The organism is Paenibacillus sp. FSL H8-0315 (assembly GCF_038005365.1).
GTDB lineage: Bacteria > Bacillota > Bacilli > Paenibacillales > Paenibacillaceae > Paenibacillus_AQ > Paenibacillus_AQ odorifer.
Genome location: NZ_JBBOTA010000001.1, coordinates 2,177,638 through 2,196,706, shown reverse-complemented (window position 1 = coordinate 2,196,706; position 19,069 = coordinate 2,177,638). Strand labels below are relative to the sequence as shown.

Below are 19,069 nucleotides of genomic sequence, written 5' to 3'. Positions count from 1 at the left end.
TGGAAGCATAATTTGAGCCGGGCAAGTCCTTAAATTTGCAAAAACGGAACAGAGTATTTAAAAAATGCTGTATGTCTTTTACCAGATAGCTCCAGCATAATAAGCCTGTATCTTACATCATGTATACGCTTCCAATCATGGGCGTAGTCATCCGTACCAACAAAACAGTATTGGGGGAGGATTCAGGCGTGAAAAGAAGATTATCAATATTCATAGTGGCGCTCTTACTATCATCCTTATTCTTGAATGTGCTTGAGGCGGGTATACCACGGGCCGCAGCGGATGCCGCAGGAGTTCCAGTGTACTATGATCCCACAAAAAGTGTGGAGGAGCGCACTGCGGATCTATTATCCCGAATGACGCTGGAAGAGAAGATTGGGCAGATGGTTCAAGCAGAAAGAGCTGCCGTCACTCCTGAGGAGGTACAGAAATATGCTCTTGGCTCTGTACTCAGCGGGGGAGGCTCATTCCCTAACGGAAAAGAAAGTGACAGCACTCGCGATAACTGGAGAAGTTTGATTGATAGCTATCAGGATGGTGCATTGTCTACCAGATTAGGCATTCCGCTGCTCTATGGGGTGGATGCGGTGCATGGACATAACAATGTCAAAGGCGCGACGCTTTTTCCGCATAATATTGGCCTAGGGGCTGCTAATGATCCCGCATTGACTGAGCTTATTGGTGCAGCTGCTGCTAAGGAAGTAGCCGCAACAGGAGCGAACTGGACGTTTGCCCCAACGATAGCCTCCCCTCATGATGCAAGATGGGGTAGAACCTATGAAGGTTTTAGTGATAATCAGGATATTTCAGCAGAACTAGGTGCGGCTTATGTGTTTGGTCTGCAAGGACGGACTGCTGCTGCATTGGCAGGGACAGATACAATCACGGCAACTGCAAAACATTATCTAGGTGAAGGTTATACGGATAATGGTGTAAATCAAGGCAACATCACTAAATATACCGAGCAAGAGATCATGGATAAGGATTTGAAAATTTATAAAGCAGCTGTAGACGCAGGGGTGCAGACGGTTATGGCCTCCTATCACAGCATCCAAGGTCTTAAAATGCATGCCCATAAACATTTGCTGACCGATGTTTTGAAGGGTGACAAGAAAAATGGCGGACTTGGCTTTACCGGTTTCGTTATCTCGGATTATAACGCTGTGCAGCAAATCACAGTGGATAGCGAGGGCAAAGCTGTTAGCGGGTTGAAGAACCAGCTAAATGTGTCCGTAAACGCCGGAGTCGATATGTTCATGATGCCGACCGTTTGGAAGGATACGATTAAGTACATCACAGAACTTGTAGGCGAAGGTAAAATCTCTACGGAGCGCATAGATGATGCGGCAGAACGTATCCTGCAGGTCAAAATCGCTTCAGGATTGTTCGAGCATCCCAAAAGCGAACCGGAGCTGTTGAGTGCTTTTGGCTCAGCAGAAAGCCGCAAATTAGCCCGCCAAGCTGTGGCGGAGTCGCTTGTTCTTTTGAAGAACGATGAGGTAAATGGAAGTCCAATTCTATCGCAATTAAGCGGGATGGATAAAATATTCATAGCGGGTAAAAACGCTAATAATATCGGTAACCAAGCCGGCGGCTGGTCGATCACTTGGCAAGGGAAGTCGGGCAATATAACTGAAGGCACGACGATCCTCGAAGGGATAAAGGAGGCTGTTCCTGCTTCTACAACGGTCACATATAACCTTAATGGGCGTGGGGCTGCGGGTTATGATGCGGCGATCGCTGTTATCGGTGAGACACCTTACGCCGAGACCGATGGCGACCGGACCAGCTTGAATCTGGATGAGCAGGATCTGGCGACACTTGCGAATATACGTGCTGCTGATCCTAATATTCCGCTTATCGTTGTACTGGTGTCTGGACGTCCAATGACGATAGCCAGCCAATTGGAAGATTGGGATGGGCTTGTGGCAGCCTGGCTACCAGGTACAGAGGGTGCTGGAGTAGCGGATGTGTTATTTGGTACTAAGGATTTTGTAGGCAAAAATCCAATTCGTTGGCCATTCACTTTGAACAATTATCCGGCAGACAATAACAGTACCAATGTGTTGTTCAAAACGGGATATGGCTTGACCAAAAATGAGAAAACACCAAAGCTTCCAACCGCTCCTGTCGATCCGGAAGCTCCAGAGATTCCTTCCCTGCCGATTCCCGGCAAAATTGAAGCAGAGGATTTTTTGAACAAAAGCGCAGGACTGCAAACTGAAAATACGCAGGATATAGGTGGCGGTCTCAATGTCGGCTATACCTCGGCTGGCCAGTGGCTCGAATATAACGTGAATGTGGCGCAAGCAGGTACGTATCAAGCCGATTTCCGCTATTCCGTTAATAGTGGCACTACAGGCGTCAACATCAAATCAGCAGAGGGAACTAAGCTAGGAACATTAAGCGTGACCTCAACAGGTGGCTGGCAGAATTGGCAGACGAAAGCTGTAGAAAATGTTGTGTTTAAGAAGGCAGGGTTGCAAAAGATCCGTCTGGAATTTACCGGTGGGGATATCAACCTGAACTGGGTAAGCTTCACTCGAACAGGTGATGTGCCTGTAGATCCATCGAATCCCGGAGATGGCGGGGAAAGCACTAAACATGTTATTAAGTCAGATGTAGTTAGCTCTTGGGTATCGAGTGAGCGAGATCCTTCCGATCGGAAGTGGTATTATGCTGACCGTTATCAAGAGGGTGATTTGAAGCTGGAAGAGCAGGCGAAGCTGGATATTGTGGTTCCCGACGTGAAGGCAGGTACAGAGCTCCATATTGATCCTGACCGGAAATATCAATCTATTCTAGGGATCGGTACCTCCATGGAGGAATCGACGGTCAATAATCTGGCTAAGATGTCTGCGGCGAAGCAGGAGGAATTGCTGCGGAAAATGATTGATCCTGTATCGGGGATCGGAATGAGTATGCTCCGGTTGACGATTGGGACGGCTGACTTTACAGATAAACAATTTTATACCTACGATGATATGCCTCCAGGACAAACCGACATTAATTTGGACAATTTCTCCATCCAAAAGGACATTGACTACCATATCATCAGCACGGTTAAAAAAATTCAAAACATCAATCCGGATATTAAGTTTTTTGCTTCACCTTGGAGCCCGCCCGGTTGGATGAAGACTACAGACAGTATGATCAAAGGCCAAGTGAAGGATGAATATCTGCCTGTACTGGCCAAATATTATCTTAAATTCGTACAGGAGTACGAGAAGCTGGGAATTACCTTTGAAGGTCTGACCTTGCAGAATGAACCTTTGCTGGAAATTGAATATCCAAGCACCAAAATGCCGTGGGAGCAAGAAGCCCAGCTGGCTAAACTGCTGCGGAAGGAATTAGATGAACATGGTTTCAAAGACGTGAAGCTGTGGACATTTGATCATAATCCTGGTGACACGATGGCCTATCCAGCACAAATCCTAGGCAATCCTGAATTAGGTGCCTACGATGCGGTGGACGGAACTGCTTTTCATGATTATGGCGGTGACCTTGGTCTGATGACCCAACTCCATAATCTCTATCCTGACAAAAATGTATATTTGACCGAACGCGCAGTCTGGGGTACCTCAGGCGCAGACCGCATTGCTCAATATTTCCGTAATTGGGCCCGCAGCTATAACTCCTGGGTAGCGATGCTGGACAGTGATATTGCCTCCCATCAGTGGACCGGAACGCCAGACCCAACCCCGATTGTGCAGGATTCGGGAGACCGTAACCATTACTGGCTGCTGCCAGAATATTATCTGATGGGCCAATATACAAAATTCGTTAAACCGGGGTACGTGCGGATTGATAGTGACTACGGCTCAAGCAGTACTGTAACGAACGTAGCTTTTGCTAGTCCAGATGGAAAAGAGATTGTGACGGTAGTAATCAACCAGACGTCGGATCCACAGCCGTTTAAATTGCTAGTGGACGGTGCGCAAATTAGTGCTGTGCTGCCGGCGAAATCAGTGGGCACTTATAGCTGGGAACGTCTGAATGGTATACAGGCGGTGCCGGGTGTAGTGAATGCTGTTGATTTTGAAGAAGCGCAAGGGGTTTACACTGTGAATGAGCAGGGTTATATTGGCGGGTTCTCGCCAGACGCATCGTCCACCTTCGACTATGTGATTGATGTTAAAGAGAGCGGTGAATATTCACTTCAATTTAAGCATGCTGCTCAATTCAGCGATGGCGCCGGAAAATCGGTGGAGATTAGTGAAGATGGTAAGGTCATTGCTACGCTTCCAATTGTGCAGCAGACGGAGAGTCTGACCGATTTTGCAGATTATCAATCCGTGATCTCTCTGAACAAGGGCATTCACAAGCTCACCTTGAAGACGAACGGGAACGGTTATAATATCCGTTCATTAGCTTTACGCCAAGCGCCTTCCGGATCACATGAGCTTCCTGCTGTGCTTCAAGGGCAAGACTACACGACTGCTTCAGGTGTATTAGTAACGGGTGGTGCAGTGGGTTATACTGACCCCGGCGATTGGGTGAAGTACAAGATTAATGTACCTGCCAGCGGTACCTACCCACTCCTGATCTCCTATGCTACTAATCAGGATGATGCAGAGCTGGAACTGCTGACGGGAGAGGATGGAGTAACGGTAACGGCAGCTACTTATGCTTTGACGAAGACGGGGGGATGGTCCAATTGGCAAATAGCTAATGGAACGGTAACCTTGCCTGCCGGGGAGCAGACGCTGACCATGAAAGTAAATGGAGCAGGATTTCATCTGCAGTCGCTTACAATCGGCCCCGCGCTTCAATCGGAGACTGCTCTGGTAGAAGGAAATGAGGAGGGTGCAGAAGTTATCGTCAAGCTAGTAAATGACAAATATGCACCTGAACTGGACACCGCTTATTGGTCTATTGAAGGTTACGAAGGTACAGTTGTCAATAGCGTATACCGGGTGGATGATTATACAGCGAAGGTCGTATTAGCGGGTACGCGAATTATTGATTTCGACACGGATCGTATTCTTACGGTTACCGCTGATGTGTATCAGACAGAATCAAATCAGTCTTTTGACAGCGTACATGTTCTGAAATTGCCTCTTATAGTTACAGCAATCAACGACGAAGAGAGCATCAGTCTTTCTCCGAGCACGCTTCCTTATCAAGTGAACGGGAATGAATTGGTAGTCAGCCTTTCAGGAGGGACATTTAATCCTGATGCCATTCAGAGCATTTCTGTCTCGGGCCCAGGTAAGGATCAGGGGCATGTAAGTATTGGGGCAGCTGCCTTACTTGACCCTACCCATGTGAAGCTGACGCTGGCCTGGAATGATCATACCCCGTATTATAGTGATTTGCAGCTTACCGTAAATGTGCCAGCAAATGCTTATGCCGATTCAAGTGGTGGCGGCGTGCTGCGTGCGGAGGTTAAGCTCTTAGGAACAACTAGTGCTACAGCACCTATAGAAGTCACAAGCTTGAACGCACTGGATCAATTCTACCAGCTGCAAGGGATCACAGTCAGCGGTCAAGGCAGCGGAGCGAAGCTGACCGGCATTGATGCTGGAGACAGCATCGATTACTGGGTAAATGTGCCGCAGGATGGAAACTATGCTTTTACGCTTACCGCGACTTCCGCGAATGGTGCTCCTAAGGGCATTATTTATAAAACGGAGGATGGGAAGACATTAAGAACCGTTGATGTGCCGAATCTTTACTCGCAAACCGTTGGCATACGCACCGTTCTTCAATTGAAGGCGGGTGAACAGAAGCTGCGCCTGCAAGCTGGATCAGCAGGATACGAGCTCAGTGGTATTCAAATAGAACCTTATACTGAAGAAATCATGGATGGCGCTGGTTCTTTAAAGGTGGAAGCCGAGAATTATTACGATGCTACACCCAATGGAATTCAGAGTACCATGACTGGCGGTGTGCTGGACTTTAGAAATGTAGGGTTTACCGTTGCAGGGGGTTCCATGGATTATGTCCTTGATATTACTGAAGCCGGATTTTATAAAATCGTATATCGATATGCTACAGCACAAGGCGGGGTAAGCACTACGTTATCTGTAAAGGGTACAAAACTCTCAACAGTGCCTATGCCTACTACAGGTGGATGGTCGAATTACACGCTGGCGAGTGGTGTCGTACAACTTGCGCAAGGAAAACAGGTAGTACGGATGAGCTTCAATAATGACGGTGCCAATCTAGATTGGTTTACGCTGGAACGGACGGAAGAAGGAGAGCAGCCGATTCATTCAAAGGTTTCCTTACCCGTTTCTTCTTTGAAACCGGGAGCTTACAGCGGATTAGAAACGATCAGCCTTACTACAGCGACATCAGGAGCAGAGATTCATTACACAACCGATGGGTCGTTGCCTACAGCAGACAGTCCACTTTATACCGGAACTATTGACGCAGTAGGAGTCACAGTTCTTCGTACGATAGCGGTAAAAGAGGGCATGGAAAACAGTTTTGTAGCTCCATTCACGTATGTGATCAGCGGAGTGGTTGATATGAAAACGGTGTCTGCACCGCAGGCTGATCCTGCCGGGGGAACTTATTCAGGGCAGGTTGCCGTGAAGTTAACTACAGCTACAGCTGGAGCGTCTATTCATTATACGTTGGATGGCACTGTACCTACAGCAGCCAGCGAACTTTATAGTGGAGTGATTTATGTAGGCAAGAGCAAGACGATTAAGGCGATTGCTGTAAAAGAGGGCTGGAAGCCAAGTGATATTTCCAGTTTTGAATATATTGTTTCTGCGGATAAACCTGATCCAACACCTACACCAACAACGCCTGAACCAACCCCAAGTCCAACCATTGAACCGACTACTCGGCCAACGACAGCACCAACTTCCGGAAGCGGGGGTACCACAGGTGGTGGCAACAGCGGAACAACAGGGGGGGATTCAAGCGGAAATGCTGGCAGTGTAACCGGCAGCACCATCCTTACAGCAACACCAGTGCTGAACAGTAATACCGGTGCGGCGAGAGCAAGTGTAGACCTGGAGAGCTTGAAAAAGGCTGCTACAGCAGGCTTAAGTGGAGCAACTTCAGCGGTTACTGTTGATATACCGGCAGTAGCTACAGCTAAGGGTTATGAGCTGCAATTGCCAAACGGTATAATCTTTGCAGATGATAAGACTTCATTGGTTGTTCATACTGAATTTGGTGTGCTGGAGCTGCCAGGTAGTCTGCTGAAACAAGCGGCAAAAGAGGCAGGAACCCCTTGGGTAATTACGATAACCAAGGTGGATTCAGATTCTCGTCCAGAATTTAAACTGAGCGTAACTATCAATGGCAAGGAAGCCGTATGGAACAGTCCTGACATGCGGGTTAAGGTGTCCCTACCGTATATTCCACGATCAGAAGAACGTGGTAAAGAAGGACATATAACGATTCATAGTCTGAATCCGTTGGGGATTCTAACGGTTGTTCCAAGTGGCAGATATATCGCTGCTACAGGGATGGTTTCTTTTACAGGAATTCTCTCTGGTACGTACAGTATCACCTTTACGGAGAAGACATTCCGGGATATCGGCAAATTTGATTGGGCCCGCAATGCGATTGAGGTGCTTGGCTCCAAAGGCATCATCAACGGAATGACAGAGGATCAATTTGTGCCTCAAGCGGAAGTGAAGCGGGGAGATTTTGTGCTCCTGCTTATAAAAGCGCTTGGCTTGGAAGGCGTTAGTGCAGAAAGCTTCACAGATGTGCAGCCTGGCGATTACAGATATGAAGCGTTGGCTATAGCGAAGCAGTTGGGGATCGCCACTGGTCGTCCAGATGGAAGCTTTGATCCTAACGCTTCTGTTACGCGGCAGGAAATGATGACATTGGCTGCAAAAGCGATTGCAGCAGCCGGCAGACAGCTTCCAGCCGGCAACGGAGCTTCAATGACCCGTTTCACGGATAGCCAGCAAGTATCAGCGTTTGCACGTGACAGTGTGGCAGCACTAATACGTGCTGGCCTGATCAAGGGAGACGGCTTGCGGATTCATCCACAAGGTGTTACCACCCGTGCAGAGGCAGCGGTTTTGATCTACAACCTGTACAATCTGTAATACATCAGCTGTAAAGATACTTTTAGCTTTTGGGCTGTCGCATCCGTAGATTTTCTACGTTTGCGACAGCCTTTTTTAGGTGTGGTTGTTGGATCTACATTAAGCCCGCACCTCCGCCGCCAATCATAATTATCCCCTGAGGCTTACGGACCCAGTTGACGTTATTTGCAAATATACAACCTTTATCGGGGAAGTTCGGACACCAGTGGCGTTATTCCCTATGAAGAGGTTCATATTTGGGGTTTGGCATGCCAATAACGGCTTTGGGGTCCGTAAGTGAGTAAAATATGGGATTATACTGCCTTTAGGGTCTGCGGTGTCCGATAGCTGCTTTTGTGCGGGCAAATGTGATCTGAGGTAACAAAGGTTGGTGCGGTTGGTGCTTAGACCAAGGTGGAATTTTAAAAAAAGACGCGGACGTCACAGCAGCCATTATCATGACCTACTGGACACCCACGTCTATTGTGAAAAAAAGGGATTGAAAATAGGAAAGAGCTTAGAGCTCTCTCCCGAGACTGTCATTAATGGTTAGACAAAAAGTGAACGGCTGATGATAACCAGCAAGATAAAGAGAACCAGGATGGCGCCAGTGCTAGTGAATGGGCCACCTCCACAACATCCATATCCGCCTCTAACTTCTTCGCTCATGTTCATTCCCCTTTCGGTGTGTGTGTTGTACTTGAGTACATCGTATTGTATGTGCGGAGAGTGGGGCGTGTATAGGCCAATGTCGGATTCGTGTACAAAAAAAATCAGCTCCGTGAAAACGGAGCTGATTGTAAGCTATATAAAGTTCAGTTAGGCTTTTTCTAAATCGCGAACACCTGCGTATACAAGATCGAAAAGATCTTCGAGCTGTTCCTCTTCGATACATGAGAAAGCAATACGTAGGTCAGTTTCACCCAAAGCAATAGTGCCTAGTCCGTAATTATGAATCAGGTGAAGCCGGAGATCTTCAGCCGCAACTGTGTGCAGCTTCAGACACATAAAGTAACCGGAGTTAAAAGGATAATACGTCCACACATCCTCGCCGTATTTGCCGCTATCCAGCAGTGCTTTTACTTTATTCGCACGGCCTTTCATGATCTGGAACTTCTCTTCCTTCTGTGCTTCGAATTCCGGAGATTTCAAGGCGTCTAGTACGAAGGTCTGCGAAGGATGCGCACCACTGGAAATGGTGGCACGGATGATGCCTAGTGTTTTTTGCTCCAATGCTGCCAGCAGGTCTTTGTCCTCCGAGGCATAAGTGATGAAACCCACACGGAAGCCCCAGACAAATTCTTCTTTGGTCGCACCGTCAATCTTGATTGGAAGCACACGAGGATGCAGATGAGCCAGTTTGCCAAACAGCGATTCTTTAAGTGAATCCTCAAAGAATAACCCGAAGTATGCATCATCACTTACAACAACAACGTTGATGCCTTCCTCAGCCGCACGAAGGATAGCTGCAACGATCTCATCGCCTTCCTTAATCCCTGGAGTATATCCGGTAGGATTGTTAGGGAAGTTCAGCAGCACAATCGCTTTGCCGCGTTCTTTTTGAGCAAGCAGCGCGTCTTCCAGACCTGCACTGTTAAACGTCATTTCTTCTGTGAACAGCGGATAGTTAACGGTCTCCCCATGGCGGCGGATTCCGAAGGTTAATTCGTAGTTCTCCCAGTTCTTGTCCGGGTAGATAATCGCGTCACCTGGCTCTGCGAAGAGGTCAGCGACAATACTAAGCCCGTGAGTCAGGGCATTGGTTACAACGGGATTGCTGATGGTTTTACCTTCTAGCGATGGATTTTCGCGCAGCATCTTTTCACGCCATACAGTACGCAGCTCTGGTTTACCTGCCGGAGGGGCGTAACTATAAAGATCCTTAGGACTGTAAGCGGAGAGTTTATCCTGAATGACGCCGAGGTGCATAGGTACGCCACCTTCAGTAGCAATACCGATGGTTGCGTTGTATTTCTTGGCGTGAGCTCCTGCTTCAGCGGATTGGCTCAGGATGCCCTCTTTTGGGAAGTAAATCTCTTTGCCAAGCGTAGAGAGCATATCATACACATGTTCATTTCCTGCTTTGATACTTTCGTTTAATTGTCCAGCTAGTGGATTCATCAGTTTCATCCTTCCAGGGTTCTTTGGGGATAACATACTGTTAACATTGCCTAACATTATATCACCGCCAATTGCAACCGTCACTTGGAAAGATACGATTTTTAAAAAATATCATTCGGCGTGGAAAGGGCAGTATTTTTTCATCATTTCTATCGTTTCTTCATCACGCGGATTATTTCTTTCAGACAGGCCGGAAATGATGCCGGAGCGCTCTTCTTCTTTTAGGTTTTGCCCAAACTTAAACTTCGCAGTGATCTCATCGGGGGTAATGCGCACAACGGCAACACCCTTTAGACGGGGACGATATTTAGGGTCCTCTGCATCGATGGAATCATAACCCCCCTCGGGCTGGAGCTTTTTCATAAATAAGGAGAGTACACTGGCTTTTTCACTAATGTCTTCAACAGGTTCGGCTGTGCCGTAGGCGGTCACACTTTTAAAATAGGCGGTTGCTGGGCAGGCCAGCTCGGGATCGCTAAAATAAGACGGGATAAGGGCATACTCATCCGCTACCGTAAAGCAGACCTTCTGCTGATTGCGGATCGACTTCATTTTGCCACCAGCATGACTGCCATGGAAATAGAAACAACCATCTGTATATACAAAATTCAGCGGTGTCACCCGCGGTTGCCCCTGTTCATCGCTTGTACCGAGAAAACCAAAACTCATTCCGTTAAGAAAAGAGACCAAATCTTCCTCCTGATCTACTTTAAATTCTTTTCTGCGCATAGGGATCACGTCCTCTTTCTTTTTAGTCTAGAGCGTCTGCTCCAATGTAAATGTTCTTTAAAGAATAGTAGAGTGGTTGACAATTAAAAAGGACCAATTAAGATAGTTTTTAATGGACCACTTGCTGGTCAAGGAGGATAACGATGAATATCACGCTGGCATACGATCAATATCTGGCGATACACCGCTACAAATATTTAGCGTTATATCACGCGCTCCGCGCAGGAATATTGGAAGGAACACTTCCGGGAGGCACTCCGCTGCCGTCTACACGAAGTCTTGCTAAGCACTATGAGCTGTCGCGCGGATCGGTCTCGCAGGTGTATGAAATGTTGCTCGCTGATGGTTATGTAAGGACTGAAACGGGGCGGGGGACATTCGTATCGGAAGATAGCTTTGCTTCAGCTACCAGTGGCAGTGACGGTGAGAACCGGGCTTTGGGTGAAGACGCAGATGCTGCTGGAGGAGATTGTGCAAGCGAGACTACGATTCCAATCTCGGCATGGGGAAAGCGGCTGCTTGCGCGCCCAATACCCTTCTATGGAAAGAGTAACAAGAAAGTAGTGAGCTTCCAGAGTAGTGGTATGCGGATGGAACATTTTCCTTACTCCGAATGGCGCAGTGCGCTCTCTTATGCCGGAGGGAAGGAAGGTGGGTTGCTGCAAAGCACTTGTCCACCTCAAGGCGATGAAGGGCTTCGGAAAGCTATCGCTGCACATCTGCGGATTACCCGCGGGATTCGCGCGGATGCAGAGCATATCGTATTGTTCAGCGGCTCGATGCAAGGCATCGTTATTTTGACGCAGCTGCTGCTGGATGCAGGAGGCTCAGCGGTCGTTGAGAACCCGGGCTTTCACGGGATTCGCCGAGCCGTAGAGATCACCGGAGGCCGATTGCTGGCAGGGGAGCTGGATGGCAATGGTCTTATTCCGGAGGATTGGGATGCCCGGCTGTTGTTTGTTACGCCGAGCCGTCAATTTCCTACGGGTGTGGTACTGCCTTTGGAACGACGCCGAACCTTGTTGGAGTGGGCGCAGCGGCATCATGCAGTAATTATTGAAGATGATTATGACAGTGAGTTCCGTTGGGCTGGGCGTCCTATTGAGCCTTTAAAAGCACTGGATCGCGAAGAGCGGGTCGTATATGTGGGCTCCTTTTCAAACACGATGTTTTCAGGCCTGCGGCTCGGCTTTGCAGTGCTTCCGCCCTCTTTAGTAAAGCCGACTATCGCCGCCAAGGCGCTATATGAGCCCTTGCCGGTAGGGCTGCTGGAGCAGCGAGCCTTGGCGAGGTTCATGAATACAGGCGGCTATGGCCGTCATCTGCGCCGGATGACACGCATCTATGGTGAACGCGGACGAATCCTCAGGACGCTGCTGTCGGAACGGCTTAAGGAGCTCTTCGAGCTGCTGCCTGGTGATGCAGGCTTGCATGTATATGCCCGCTGGCTGCGCAGCAGCGAAGAGTTTGTTGCTTTCCGAGCGGCAGCGCTTAGGCGCGGCACGGATTTTAGAGATGCCGCGTTATATCAGCTATCACCGGGAGCGCCGGCCGCTTGTTTTTCTTTTGCCCATCTGAATGCCGCGGAGCTGGAGGAAGGGATAACAAGCCTGCATCTGGCGTGGGAAGATGTACAAAATGCAACATGACAAGGTATGATAAAGAAGATGAAATGCAAAACTAAGCGAATGCTTACGAATTTTGACGAAGAAACTCGGAGTAGATTAAGCTAAACAAAACTATATAGACACTGCGAAGTCAGAAAGAGCAGATTTGCTGAGAATACTAAGCGGATGCTTACGAGACAAGTTTTGCTAACAAAACAAAGCGGATGCTTACGAAGCAAGTTTTGCGAAGTAGTTCAAAGTAGATTTGCTAACAAAACAAAGCGAAATGCTTACGAAGCAAGTTTTGCGAAGAAGTTCAAAGTAGGTTATGCTAACAAAACTTTTAGGAGGGAACGTTATGCTGCATGCATCGCCGTCCTCTTTTGTTATTTTGCCGGCTCTGGCTAAGATTGTATGCGAGCCGGGCTGGAAATGGCAAAAAAGAGAGAAGTCGCTGCAAAATTATGATTTATTTTATGTATGGAGCGGGGAAGGGACGGTTGTGCGTAACGATGAACCCTTTCAAGTAGGCAAGGGAAGCTGCTTCCTTTTTCGTCCGGGTGACCATACAAGTGCTACACATAATCCGCAAAAGCCACTTGTACTTACATATATTCATTTTGATGTCTCCGAAGAGGTGACGGATATTCCGCTGCCCTATCGTGAGCTTACAGAAACCGTTGAATTTGAACATCTGCTTGCTCGGTACGTTCGACTATTTCTGGTGGATACTTACGCCGCTGAGGAAGAAGGGCAGCTTGTACTGAAGCAGCTGATGATTCATCTGCTGAGGGAGGACCGTGTGAAGCCAGTAGAACGTTATGTTAGCAACCATTTGACAGAAATCATTCACGAAATAGCGAACTATGTGAGCCAGCATCCGGGGATTGCACATCGTGTAGAGGATCTTGCTGCTCGTGCGGGGCTTTCACCGCGGTATTTTTCAATTAAGTTCAAGGAGCTTACGGGTTCTTCTGTGCAGTCTTATGTCATCCGAGCCCGGATTGAGCGTGCTCAGCATTTACTGCTGTACGCGGGAATGAATGTTACTGAGGTAGCAGATGCGCTTGGGTATCGTGACATTTTCTTTTTCAGCCGCCAGTTCAAGCAATATACCGGAAAAAGTCCATCTGAGATCCGCTGATTCACTTTTTTTGTTTCAGTTTGTTCAACCAAGGGTAAATACTTTGCAGTTTAGTTTACAGAGAATTTACATAACTTCTTGGAAGGAGACTCTTGGCATGATCATCAGACGCAGAATTTGCAACACGGATTGTAAGAGTGGAGGCGGAGGTATTTTTAGAAACCGCTTAAAAAGGTTAAAGCAGGCGAATGCTTTTGTCGTGGATAGCTGGTTCTAATTGAACAAGCAAGCATAGAATCGCATGATATGACTAAAAATATAAATAGCCGGGGCCGTGAGGCATCCGGTTTTTTTGTGTTGTTAGAAAATGATATATATAATGAACTTAAGTCGAAGATTAGAGTAACTGATGGGCATTTCATCGTGCCTCACGTTGTATTTTGTACAATAGATTGACTCTAATAGCAGTCGAATTTGAATTCTGAAGCACATCTTACATTCAAATTCAGGAGAAACAGCCTTTCTAGAGATTATCACGATAATCTATTGCACGAAGTACAATATAATGTATCTTCAAGTGATAGTTAAGATTTTCTGTTGCACATTCTGCAATGAAGCGTACGCTCATTTACCGCAATATCCACACACCATTCACGCTCCATGCACGCCTCATTCACGTACCTTTGAGGATGTTTAATTGGCCTAACTATGAGGTAGCGGTAGATATTTATTTCTACGATTGGGTTATTACTAAGGTGAGAGCTTTCTGCGATACGTTTCGCATAATGTTGTTCGTCGGTAGAATATATAAGGTTCATAGTTGGAAGGAGAGAGAGAAAATGTACGAAATCGTACTTATACGTCATGGTGAGAGCCAGTACAATGTACAGAATTTGTTCACAGGCTGGAGTGACCCGGATTTAACTGAGAAGGGTATCCAAGAGGCAAAGACTGCTGGTAAGCTGTTGAAGGACGCTGGGTATACATTTGATCTGGCTTTTGCTTCGGTACTCAAACGCTCGATTAAAACTCTTAACTATGTACTGGATGAGATGGATTTGCTGTGGATTCCCGTGCAAAAGTCTTGGAAATTGAATGAACGCCATTACGGGGCATTGCAGGGATTAAGTAAAAGCGAGACAGCACTAAAATATGGAGATGAGCAGCTGCATATCTGGCGGCGGAGTTTATCGGTAAGACCCCCGTTGCTGGAGCTTGATGATCCTAGGTATGCCAGAAACGATATTCGCTACAGCAGTGTTCGTCCGGGAGATATCCCGCGTGGAGAGAGCCTGGAGGACACTGTACATCGTGTAGGCGATTTCTGGGGAAACCGGATCGTACCTCTTTTGCGTAAAAAAGAACGGGTGCTTATCTCAGCCCACGGCAATACGCTGCGTGCATTGATTAAATTTATGGAGGATATTGATGAAGCGGCATTACTGGAGCTCAATATCCCTACCGGAGTACCACTCGTGTACAAACTGGATGAGGACATGAATCCTATCAGTCGCTTTTATCTAGGCGATCCGGAACAGGTAGCGGCCAAGGCGCTTGATGTTGCTAAGCAGGGACATGTGTAATTGGCGTGTAATAAGCGTATAGGCGTAGCAGGTGTATTGAGTATGACGGGTGTACAGTAATAAGCAAAACGGGGCGTAAAGGTTAAATAAGCGCAACAGGTGTAATAGGTTATATAAGCGTAACAGGCGTATTAGGTGTAATAAGCATATTAGGGCGTAGCAGGTTGAATAAGCATAACAGGTGTAGTAGGTTAAATAGGCGCAACAGGTGTAATAGGTGGGTTACATGAAAAGATAAAAGGACAGCCTTGGGGCTGTCCTTTTTGTTATTAGTGTGTTTGTGACCAATCAAATGTGCGAAAATGGCGCGTTTAAGGTCAGTTGGGTCCGATGGCGTTGAATGCTAACCTTTCACCAACTTTCCGTTGATTCTCGACCAACGCTCGACCAGCCCTCCACTACCGCTCGACCAGCCCTCCACTACCGCTCGACCAGCCCTCCACTACCGCTCGACCAGCCCTCAACTAACACTCGACCAACCTCCACCAACGCTCTGCAAATGCTTACGGACTCAGCCGTCGCTATTTGCCCATTTATCGCTATTTGAGCGGAGTTTCGGACTCCAGCGTCGCTATTGCCCAAGAATCGACTCTAATATGGCGTTTTTCATGCCAATAGCTGCGGTGGAGTCCGATAGCGCTGAGGCTAACCTTTCCCCAACTTTCCGTTGATTCTCGACCAACTCTCGACCACCTTCCACCAGCTCTCGACTAGCCCTCAACTAACTTTCGACCAACCTCCACCAACGCTCTGCAAATGCTTACGGACTCAGCCGCCGCTATTTGCCCATTTATCGCTATTTGAGCGGAGTTTCGGACTCCAGCGCCGCTATTGCCTAAGATCTAGCGCAAATAGGGTGTTTTTCATGCCAATAGCTGCGGTGGAGTCCGATAGAATCGCAAATGTGTCAAAAATCCGCGTATAAGGTCAGCTGGGTCCGATAGCGCTGAGGCTAACCTTTCCCCAACTTTCCGTTGATTCTCGACCAACTCTCGACCACCTTCCACCAGCTCTCGACTAGCCCTCAACTAACTTTCGACCAACCTCCACCAACGCTCTGCAAATGCTTACGGACTCAGCCGCCGCTATTTGCCCATTTATCGCCATTTGAGCGGAGTTTCGGACTCCAGCGTCGCTATTGCCCAAGAATCGACTCTAATATGGCGTTTTTCATGCCAATAGCTGCGGTGGAGTCCGATAGAATTGCAAATGTGTGAAAAAGCCGCGTATAAGGTCATCTGGGTCCGATAGCGCTGAGGCTAACCTTTCACCAACTTTCCGTTGATTCTCGACCAACGCTCGACCAGCCCTCAACTAACGCTCGACCACCTTCCTCCAGCTCTCGACTAGCCCTCAACTAACGCTAGACCAACCTCCACCAAAGCTCTGCAAATGCTTACGGACTCAGCCGCCGCTATCTGCTCATTTATCGCCATTTGGGCGGAGTTTCGGACTCCAGCGCCGCTATTGCCTAAGATCTAGCGCAAATAGGGTGTTTTTCATGCCAATAGCTGCGGTGGAGTCCGATAGAATCGCAAATGTGTCAAAAATCCGCGTATAAGGTCAGCTGGGTCCGATAGCTAGCGATAGGTGTACGTTGGTTAGACGATATGTATACGTTGGCTAGCGATAGGTAGATGATAGCTGGACGATTGGTACACGATGGTTAGACGATAGCTAGAGCGTTCGCCTCCGCAACTGTGCTCCACACTAAGTCCCAAAAATTAGAGGGCACCCCAGCAGCCATTTCATGGCTTTTGAGGCACCCTCTAATTTTTCTGGGAATTCGCCTAAATCTCCCTACAAAGGTCGATGCAACGTTCCCAGTAGTTCGCCCATTTTTACCTTTGAGTTGACCTCAAGCTTGGGTCTCGGGGTAAAGGTACCGCTTTCCGTGAGCAGCACTACGGTGGAGCCAAACTCAAAATAAGCCAGATCATCGCCTATTTGCCACTCGGCAGCGGTATCATCCGTATAACGAATACTGCTGACGTTCATTGCGCCTACCTTTACTACCGCGGTTTCTCCGTGACTCCCGGCAATATACGTAATGAGACGTTCGTTGCGGTTCAGGACACCCTTCATATGTCGCATTCCGAAATCGTTGACAGGATAGGCCCGTCCGCGAATATAATCGCTCTCCACCTTTTGTCCGGTAAGGGGAGAGTGAATCCGGTGATAATCGGTAGGACTCAAATAAAGAACGAAGAAAAAACCCTTCTTGTACAGCTCCAGATGCGGGGAGTGATTAAGGAGATCCTCGATCTTATAATCCTGCCCTTTTACATTCATAATCGTACCGGCGTTAATGTCACCCATAGCAGTAATCGTTGCGTCTACGGGACTAACCAAAGCGTCAGCGTCGGTTGCAATAGGCCGCATGCCCGGCTTCAGCCGGCGGCTGAAAAACTCATTAAGAGTGAGATATTCTCCAGGATTTTTCTCCGCTTGAGCGGAGGGGATTTGATAAGTCTTAATAAATGCCGGGATAAGAAAACGGCTGATTCTACTATGAGAAAAAGATCCCATTAACCGTGAAAGCCACCGGTGTGAGGATAGCTCGGTCATCAGCCGTAGCAATTGTTTTACCATGCCCATCTCCCTTCCATAATGCAGCAGTACGGTTGTATACGGGTCGTCTCTGCTCTGCATTATATTGACATAGAATAGGAGACAAATCAATAACTGTTATATACCGTACTGTTCGTTTCTATTAAAAAACGCGCATATCCCATAGGTCTGCGATAGCTGTCTTTCCAAATTTCCGTAAGGCCGGCTTTATGAAATCCGTAGCGTTGGTCGCGACCGTTACATTCTATGAAGAAGAGTCGTCCGTCCTTAGTAATGCCTATATCCAGTCCGATATCGGCCAGTCCGGGAAGGTGTTGCTCCAGACACCGCGCGATTGCAAGGCTAAGTATTTCGACAGACATACGGATGTGGGCCGCTGTGGATCTTGAAAAGGCTTTTTCGAGCGCCAGGGAGGAGCTTAACGCTTCTCCTCCGCGGGCTATATTGGAGACAAAGCCCCCTGGGGCAGCCAGTTTGGCGAAGAGCCCAGTGACCTGCCAATCTCCTCCCCAGCCGCGCTGAACGGTGACGCGTAGATCAAAGGGACGTCCTCCAATCTCAGCAAGGGGAATACGTTCTTGTACAAGATAAGGCACGGAGGTTAGGCGTGCGCGGAGCGCTTGTGGCAACGCCGCCGGATTAACGGGAATACTTCTCCAGCGCTGCATCGAAGGGGAGAGGTAGCTCAAGGTCCAACGCTGAGCTCCCTTGCGGACCAGCCGCATGACCCCATTCCCTATACTTCCACGGCAAGGTTTAAGAATGAGATCGGGATAAAGATTCATCATTTCTTTTAGGCCTGAGACTCTCGTTGTTACGGGTAAATATTCGCGAAGCTCCGTATTTTTTTCAAGCAGCTGATGGATCTCATCTTTGCCGTATCGATTACATGTATTGAAAATCAGGGGATAGTGCTTCAGCAGACGCTGCATCCCCGGGCTGTTTTTGCTGTATATTGCCCGGTTATGGATAACAGCAGGCGTAGGAACAACTACGCTTTTATATCCATTAACTCCCTTTATATAGGCGGCACTAAAGCCTGTGTCCGTATCGATGTCCGCGAGCTTCAGGAAGCAAGGGACTAAACCGTATGCCGCCGCGGCCTCTTCATAGTTGGATAGAGACTCCTGTCCTGTTTTTAGCCGGGGAACGCCCCGGTGCATATCGGCATTTAGTAATATTCCAACGAGCTTATGCCCCATGTTTGTTCCTCCTGTTTCATCGGTTACATGATCCCTGCTTTTTCTACTCTTGTCATAGTATGTTTGTACCCGCGTGTCAGGGTGGACGAATGCGCGAAGGCAGATGCCTTTTTTTATACATAATCTTATGAAGGCCTCATCGCAAAAGGGTGTCATAAGCCCA

General features: G+C 48.0%; 9 protein-coding genes. 4 read left to right on the top strand and 5 right to left on the bottom strand.

Annotated features, from left to right (window positions below; all coding sequences use genetic code 11):
* Positions 1-188 precede the first annotated feature (188 nt).
* Entirely contained in the window at positions 189-8,030 is a 7,842-nt protein-coding gene (locus MHB56_RS09445; protein ID WP_341143518.1) for a glycoside hydrolase family 3 N-terminal domain-containing protein, read from the top strand.
* A 528-nt stretch (positions 8,031-8,558) separates the two neighbouring features.
* Here MHB56_RS09445 and MHB56_RS09440 read toward each other — a convergent pair.
* The 3 genes from MHB56_RS09440 to MHB56_RS09430 all read right to left on the bottom strand — a co-directional run bounded on the left by MHB56_RS09440 (position 8,559) and on the right by MHB56_RS09430 (position 10,859).
* The gene (locus MHB56_RS09440; protein ID WP_212592220.1) at positions 8,559-8,678 is read right to left on the bottom strand and encodes a YjcZ family sporulation protein; all 120 of its coding nucleotides are present in this window, start codon (positions 8,676-8,678) and stop codon (positions 8,559-8,561) included.
* Between the two features lie 150 nt (positions 8,679-8,828).
* Positions 8,829-10,130 carry an aminotransferase class I/II-fold pyridoxal phosphate-dependent enzyme gene (locus MHB56_RS09435; protein WP_036679816.1) on the bottom strand — a complete coding sequence of 434 codons (1,302 nt, stop codon included), beginning with the start codon at positions 10,128-10,130 and terminating at the stop codon, positions 8,829-8,831.
* Between the two features lie 111 nt (positions 10,131-10,241).
* On the bottom strand, positions 10,242-10,859 hold the full coding sequence (locus MHB56_RS09430; RefSeq protein WP_339188393.1) for a pyridoxamine 5'-phosphate oxidase family protein: 618 nt from the start codon (positions 10,857-10,859) through the stop codon (positions 10,242-10,244).
* A 143-nt stretch (positions 10,860-11,002) separates the two neighbouring features.
* On the opposite strand from MHB56_RS09430, the gene pdxR reads away from it, so the two are divergent.
* From pdxR to gpmA, 3 genes are all read left to right on the top strand, one after another.
* Positions 11,003-12,508 carry a MocR-like pyridoxine biosynthesis transcription factor PdxR gene (gene pdxR / locus MHB56_RS09425; protein ID WP_341143517.1) on the top strand — a complete coding sequence of 502 codons (1,506 nt, stop codon included), beginning with the start codon at positions 11,003-11,005 and terminating at the stop codon, positions 12,506-12,508.
* 316 nt (positions 12,509-12,824) lie between these two features.
* Positions 12,825-13,610, top strand: a complete 786-nt coding sequence (locus tag MHB56_RS09420; protein WP_036679782.1) for a helix-turn-helix domain-containing protein — start codon at positions 12,825-12,827, stop codon at positions 13,608-13,610.
* A 779-nt stretch (positions 13,611-14,389) separates the two neighbouring features.
* Positions 14,390-15,133: a 2,3-diphosphoglycerate-dependent phosphoglycerate mutase gene (gene gpmA, locus MHB56_RS09415; RefSeq protein ID WP_076127912.1), complete on the top strand. Its 744-nt coding sequence runs from the start codon at positions 14,390-14,392 to the stop codon at positions 15,131-15,133.
* A 1,800-nt stretch (positions 15,134-16,933) separates the two neighbouring features.
* On the opposite strand, the gene asd is transcribed toward gpmA, so the two are convergent.
* Together asd and MHB56_RS09405 are read right to left on the bottom strand one after the other, a co-directional pair.
* Positions 16,934-17,725: an archaetidylserine decarboxylase gene (gene asd, locus MHB56_RS09410; RefSeq protein WP_076130450.1), complete on the bottom strand. Its 792-nt coding sequence runs from the start codon at positions 17,723-17,725 to the stop codon at positions 16,934-16,936.
* An 86-nt stretch (positions 17,726-17,811) separates the two neighbouring features.
* Positions 17,812-18,906 carry a YheC/YheD family endospore coat-associated protein gene (locus MHB56_RS09405; protein ID WP_339244823.1) on the bottom strand — a complete coding sequence of 365 codons (1,095 nt, stop codon included), beginning with the start codon at positions 18,904-18,906 and terminating at the stop codon, positions 17,812-17,814.
* Between the last annotated feature and the right edge of the window lie 163 nt (positions 18,907-19,069).